Raw genomic sequence first — 5,657 nt, forward strand, 5'->3', positions numbered from 1 at the left:
CCAACCGCGCCGCCTCCGCGAACAACGGCGAAATCTTCGCCGCCCCGTCCAGCATCGAGTACTCGGTGTGCACATGCAGATGGACGAAAGAGTCCTTGGACACCAGCGAAAACCTCCCCTGACCACAACCGGCCGCGACCGTCACCCGGGTGGTCCACCCTATGTCTCCGGGGGTCCGGCGCCAACGGCGGGTGGCCACTCCGGCGGGCCCCCATTCTGCTCCCCGCGGCGGCGGATCCGGGGATCTCCGGCCCGCGTGCCGCGCCCCCCACCCGAGCGGTGGTCAAGATCCACTTGACCGGCCTGTGGAGATCACCAGTGAGCCAGCTCACCCACCCGCCGGGCCAGGAACCACCCCGGCCGCGGTCCAGCGCAGCTCAACGCGGAAAACCGTGGCCACCGGGCCATACCGGCCGGTCTGCCACCGCGAATCCGCCCGCTTGACAACGCCGAGCACACGACCGCACCATCAGCCCTCGTGAACCTGTCAGACAGCCGGACAGTCGGACATACCGCCCAGCGGATGACCGCGATGGAGGCGGTGCTCGCCGGCCTCCGGTCCGCCATCGAGGGCGGAGGGTACGCCGTCGGCGCCAGACTGCCCTCGGAAGCCGCGCTGTCGGCGGAGTTCCAGGTGAGCCGCTCGGTCGTCCGGGAGGCACTGCGTGCGCTGCAGGCGCTCGGGCTCACCGTTTCCCGCCCCGGCAGGGGCACCTTCGTCGCGGCCGCGGGCCCGGTGGAGAACCCGGTGTTCGGCGACTACTCGGCCCGCGACCTGTTCGAGGTCCGCAGGCACGTGGAGATCCCGGTGGCGGGTTACGCGGCCCTGCGCCGCGGCCAGGACGACCTCGACCTGCTCGAACGCCTGCTCGGCGAGATGACCGGCGAGACCGGCAACACCGGCTGGGTGGCGCTGGACAGCCTGTTCCACGTCACCATCGCCCGGGCGTCGGGCAATCCGGCGTTCGGCAAGGTCATCGAGGAGATCCGCGACGCGCTCTCCCGCCAGTCGAGCTTCCTCAACCAGCTCGGCGACCGCCAGGCCGAGTCCAACGCCGAGCACGCTGAGATCGTGCGGGCCATCGCCGACGGCGCCGAGGCGGCCGCCGTCGAGGCGATGACCCGGCACCTGGACAACGTCGAGCGAACCCTCGAAACCATCGTGCGCAAGGACGCGCACCGACCCCCGGAGCACCCGTGACGGAGAAGACCCTGCAGTCCACCGCGCCGTCGGCCGAGCCGGCCGACGCCGGGGACTCCGGTTACAGCAAGGCGCTCAAGCCCCGGCACATCAGCATGATCGCCATCGGCGGCGCGATCGGCACCGGCCTGTTCCTCGGCGCCGGTGGCAGGCTCGCCTCGGCGGGCCCGGCGCTGGCCGTCGCCTACGGCATCTGCGGCCTGTTCGCCTTCTTCGTGGTGCGGGCGCTCGGCGAGCTGATCCTGCACCGCCCGTCCTCCGGCGCCTTCGTCTCCTACGCCCGCGAGTTCATGGGTGAGAAGGGTGCCTACGTCGCCGGGTGGATGTACTTCCTCAACTGGGCCACCACCGGCATCGCGGACATCACCGCGATCGCGCTGTACGCGCACTTCTGGAGCTTCTTCACGCCGGTCCCGCAGTGGGTGCTGGCGCTGGTCGCGCTGGCCGTCGTGCTGGTGCTGAACCTGGTGTCGGTCAAGCTGTTCGGCGAGCTGGAGTTCTGGTTCGCCATCATCAAGGTGGCCGCGCTGGTCATCTTCATGGCGATCGGCATCTTCCTGCTGGTCACCGGCGACCCGATCAACGGCACCACGCCCAGCGTCGGCCTGCTGAGCAGCGAAGGCGGTTTCCTGCCCAACGGCCTGCTCCCGCTGGTGCTGGTGATCCAGGGCATCGTCTTCGCCTACGCCTCGGTGGAGCTGGTCGGCGTCACCGCCGGTGAGACCGCCGAACCGGCGAAGATCATGCCGAAGGCGATCAACTCGATCATGTGGCGGATCGGCGTCTTCTACGTCGGCTCGGTGGTGCTGCTGGCCATGCTGATGCCGTGGAGCTCCTACAGCAAGGGCGAGAGCCCGTTCGTCACCGTGCTGTCGAACCTCGGCATCCCGGCCGCGGGTGACGTGATGAACCTGGTGGTGCTGACCGCGGCGATGTCCAGCCTGAACTCCGGGCTGTACTCCACCGGCCGCATCCTGCGCTCGATGGCGGTGGCCGGGTCGGCGCCGAAGTTCACCGGCGTGATGAACCGCAACCACGTGCCCTACGGCGGCATCCTGCTCACCGCGGCGGTCTGCGTGCTCGGCGTCGGGCTGAACTACGTGGTGCCCGCGGACGCGTTCGAGATCGTGCTGAACTTCGCCGCCATCGGCATCCTGTCCACCTGGGGCATCATCATGCTGTCCCACCTGCTGTTCTGGCGGAAGGCGAAGGCGGGCCTGGCGCAGCGGCCGTCGTTCCGGCTGCCCGGCTCCCCGGTCACCGAGGTCGTCACCCTGGTCTTCCTGGCCGGCGTGCTGGTGCTGATGTGGTTCGACGAACTGGGCAGGCTGACCCTGCTGTCGCTGCCCGCGATCCTGCTGGCGCTGGTGATCGGCTGGTTCGTGGTGCGCAAGCGGGTCGACACCAACCGGGCGCTGAACGAGGGCGGGCTGTGACCGGCCACGTTCCCCTGCTCCACGTCCTGCGTGACGGCCTGGTCGAGAGCGTGCACTTCGGTTCCGTCGTGGTGCTCGGCCCGGACGGCGAGGTCCGCTTCGCCACCGGCGACGTGACGTCGCCGGGCTACCCGCGGTCGGCGGCGAAACCGCTGCAGGCCGCGGCGATGACCCGGCTCGGCCTCGACCTGCCGGACGACCTCCGCGCCCTGGTCGCGGCCAGCCACTCCGGTGAGGACTTCCACCTCGCCGGGGTCCGCCGCATCCTCGGCGACGCCGGGTGCACCGGCGCCGACCTGCGCAACCCGGTGGACTTCCCGTACGACCCGGTGGTCCGGGACGCCTGGCTGGCCACCGGGCGCCCGGCCAGCAAGCTCTCGCACAACTGCTCGGGCAAGCACGCCGCGATGCTGGCGGTCAGCCGCGAGCACGGCTGGTCCACCCGGGACTACCTGCGTCCGGACCACCCGCTGCAGCGCGAGATCGCCACCGTGGTCACCGAGCTGGCGGGCGAGCCGATCGCCAAGGTGGCCACCGACGGCTGCGGTGCCCCGTTGTTCGCCCTCTCGCTGCTCGGCCTGACCAGGGCGATCGGGCGGATCGCGGCGGCCGATCCGGACACCGCCGAGGGCACCGTGGCGCACGCCATCCGGCGGCACCCGGAAATGCTGGCCGGTACCCGGCGGGACGTGACCAAGCTGATGCGCGCGGTACCGGGCCTGATCGCGAAGGACGGGTTCGAGGGCGTGCAGGTGGCCGCGCTGCCGGACGGTTCGGCGCTGGGCATCAAGATCGCCGACGGCGGCGACCGCGCCCGGCTGCCGGTCACCCTGGCCGCGCTCGGCGTGCTCGGGGTGGAGACCGGCCTGGACGCCGATCCGGCGCTGCGGGTCACCGGCGACCTGGCGCTCGCCCCGGTCTGCTGATCGGGGGGAAGCCGCCACCCGTTCGGCCCTGATGTGGAATCGTTGGTGACTCTCCGCGCCGACCGGTGCGGAGAAAGCCTGACTCGATTCGACGTTTGGGTGACCACCCCGCCGGGTACTCCCGACGACTTGTCGAGTTCGACAGCGGAGGAGTTCCGGCGGTGAGTTCGGCGGACGAGACGATGCCGCGGTTCGACCTGCCCGCGTTGGCCGAGGAGCCGGTGACCCCGGCGCTGGTGGCGGGGCGGTACCAGTTGCTGGCCAAGACCGGGGCCGGTACCAGCGCGGTGGTGTACCGGGCGCTGGACCTCGAAGCGGGGCACGACGTCGCGGTCAAGCTGTTCCACGCCGGGATCGCGGGCAAGGACTTCCTGCGCCGGGAGCGCGAGTTCCGCGTGCTGTCCGAGCTGCGTCACCCCGGCCTGGTCGAATTCCGCGACTCGGGCTTCGACCTGGACCGCGCGTACCTGGTGATGCAGCTGGTCGAGGGCCCCACCGTGGCGGGCCGCATCCTGTACGGGCCGCTGTCCGCCGGCGAGACCGCCGAACTGGGCGCGGGGATCGCCGAAGCGCTGGCGTACGTGCACTCCCGCGGCATCACCCACCGCGACCTCAAACCGGCGAACATCATGCTGGCGGGCACCCGCCCCCTGCTCACCGACTTCGGCCTGGCGCACCGCCTGGGCACCATCGACCTGACCTCCAGCGGCGCGGTCGTCGGCACCGCCGCTTACATGGCGCCGGAACAGGTCCGGGGCAAGGAGGTGGGCCCACCGGCGGACGTCTACGCCCTGGGCCTGATCCTGCTCGAATGCCTCACCGGCTACCGCGAATACCCGGGCGCCATGGTCGAGTCCGCACTGGCCAGGCTGACGCGCGCGCCGGAGGTCCCCTCCTCCGTACCGCCCGCCCTGGCCACCCTGCTGAGGCGGATGACCGACGAGGAGCCCCACACCCGCCCGACAGCGGCCCAGGTGGCGGCCACCCTGTCCGCCGCCCGGCCGGATGGCCCAATGGCCGCCAATCCCGCCCGCGGCCCGGTCCCCGCGGTTCTCCCCGGGGGGTCGGTGACCACTGCCCGGCCCGCTGGTCCCCCGGCCATTGCTCTGCCCGTCGACCCCTTGGCCGCTGGCTCGCCCGTTGGCCCGGTGGCCGCCACGCTCCCCGGCGGACCGCTGATCGCCACCCAGCTCGCTGGTCCGGCAGGTGCCGACTTGTCCGCCGGTCCGGTGGGGGCCGCGGTGCCCGCCGGTCAAGCGGGTACCGCTTTGTCCGCTGGGTCAGCATCCGCCGTTCCCGTGGAAGCTGCCCCGTCTGCTGATCGGGTAGCCGTCGGCCCAGGGAACACCAATCTGGTCAGCGGGCCAGTGGATGCCGCCCCCGCCGATCGGGTGACCGTCGTGTTGTCCGGTGGGGAGGGGGCCGCCGCGGTGGGGTCCGGGGTGGCGGACGGGCCCACCAGGATCACCAGCTCGGTCGGCCACCTCACCGCAGCGACGAGCTTGCTCGAACCGGTGAAGCCGCCGCCGACCAGGCCCTTGGCGTCTGCATCGGGCGGGAGGCGCAGAAGACGCCAGCACCTGTTGCTGTCCGTGGGTGTTCCGGTCACCGCCGCGGCGATTGCGGGCATCTTCGTCGCGGCCAACTCCGGTGGTTCGCACCTTCCGGCCACCGAGGCCCCGCACAGCGTTCCCGCGCCCCCGGCCCCGGGCCCCCAGGCGATCCCACCGGCCGTCGTCGACAGCGCCACCGTGCCCCCGGCCCAGCCGGCGGGCGTCCCGACCAACGCCCAGCCGCAGGGCCGGGTCATCGAGGTCGAGGACACCCCGTCGAACAAGGGCACCAACAACGGCCGCGGCAACGACAACGGCAAGGCGAAGGGCAAGAACCAGAATCAGAATCAGAGCCAGAAGGGCCCCAAGGCGAAATAACCCCGGGCACGCAAAAGAGCGGGGCTCCGGACCATCACTGGTCCGAAGCCCCGCTCCTGTACTGCAAATTGAGTTCGGCGGCGTCCTACTCTCCCACACCCCTTCGAGTGCAGTACCATCGGCGCTGGCAGGCTTAGCTTCCGGGTTCGGAATGGGACCGGGC

At 71.4% G+C, this 5,657-nt stretch carries 5 protein-coding genes and 1 rRNA gene; 4 read left to right on the plus strand and 2 right to left on the minus strand.

The annotated features are described in order from the left end of the window. Positions 1-103, minus strand: a 103-nt coding sequence (locus AC07EG_RS40200) for a PHP domain-containing protein (protein WP_478258533.1), incomplete at its 3' end; no start/stop codon positions are given. 429 nt (positions 104-532) lie between these two features. Here AC07EG_RS40200 and AC07EG_RS40205 point away from each other — a divergent pair. The 4 genes from AC07EG_RS40205 (at position 533) to AC07EG_RS40220 (ending at position 5,494) form a co-directional block, all read left to right on the plus strand. Continuing rightward, positions 533-1,201 carry a FadR/GntR family transcriptional regulator gene (locus AC07EG_RS40205; protein WP_478258534.1) on the plus strand — a complete coding sequence of 223 codons (669 nt, stop codon included), beginning with the start codon at positions 533-535 and terminating at the stop codon, positions 1,199-1,201. Then, positions 1,198-2,637, plus strand: coding sequence for an amino acid permease (locus AC07EG_RS40210; protein WP_478258530.1), 1,440 nt, complete (start codon positions 1,198-1,200; stop codon positions 2,635-2,637). The genes AC07EG_RS40205 and AC07EG_RS40210 overlap by 4 nt, the downstream gene beginning before the upstream one ends. Continuing rightward, positions 2,634-3,563, plus strand: a complete 930-nt coding sequence (locus tag AC07EG_RS40215; RefSeq protein WP_478258531.1) for an asparaginase — start codon at positions 2,634-2,636, stop codon at positions 3,561-3,563. The genes AC07EG_RS40210 and AC07EG_RS40215 overlap by 4 nt, the downstream gene beginning before the upstream one ends. A 161-nt stretch (positions 3,564-3,724) precedes the next feature. Continuing rightward, positions 3,725-5,494, plus strand: a complete 1,770-nt coding sequence (locus AC07EG_RS40220; protein ID WP_478258532.1) for a serine/threonine-protein kinase — start codon at positions 3,725-3,727, stop codon at positions 5,492-5,494. Positions 5,495-5,566: 72 nt separating this feature from the next. On the opposite strand, the gene rrf is transcribed toward AC07EG_RS40220, so the two are convergent. Then, positions 5,567-5,657, minus strand: a 5S ribosomal RNA gene (rrf, locus tag AC07EG_RS40225); the annotation flags it as partial.

It is taken from the genome of Amycolatopsis sp. NPDC045836 (assembly GCF_056431745.1).

Coding starts and splice junctions, on each gene's coding strand:
- AC07EG_RS40205 (WP_478258534.1), top strand. CDS start 533: ATGGAGGCGGTGCTCGCCGGCCTCCGGTCCGCCATCGAGGGCGGAGGG.